Below are 481 nucleotides of genomic sequence, written 5' to 3'. Positions count from 1 at the left end.
AGCTAGCACCGGAGAGCAGCATAACCGCTTTAATGATCTGCACCCAGGTGGTCGCCAACATGCCGCCAAACAGTACGTACATCACCATCAACACACCGACTAAGATCACGGCGACGTGATAGTTCAGACCGAATAACAGCTCAATCAGCTTACCGGCCCCTACCATTTGGGCAATCAGGTATAACGACACAACGACCAGAGAGCCACAGGCCGACAAAATGCGCACGTCTTTTTGCTTGAGGCGGTATGAGGCCACATCCGCAAAGGTGTATTTCCCCAAGTTACGCAGACGTTCGGCGATCAGGAACAGGATCAACGGCCAGCCAACCAGAAAGCCGATGGAGTAAATCAGGCCATCATAGCCGGAGGTGTACACCAGCGCGGAAATTCCCAGAAACGAGGCGGCAGACATGTAGTCGCCGGCAATGGCTAACCCGTTTTGAAAGCCGGTGATCCGGCCACCCGCGGCATAATAGTCAGA

Annotated in this window: 1 protein-coding gene; it reads right to left on the bottom strand. The window is 54.1% G+C overall.

Annotation, left to right across the window (positions count from 1 at the left end):
* The coding region (locus tag C9I57_RS32220; protein ID WP_440130270.1) for a sodium:solute symporter family transporter at nucleotides 1-481 on the bottom strand (481 nt) is incomplete at both ends.

This window comes from Trinickia symbiotica (assembly GCF_003028655.1).
GTDB lineage: Bacteria > Pseudomonadota > Gammaproteobacteria > Burkholderiales > Burkholderiaceae > Trinickia > Trinickia symbiotica_A.
Note: the sequence above shows the minus strand (reverse complement) of the source record. Positions and strands in the feature narration are given on the sequence as shown.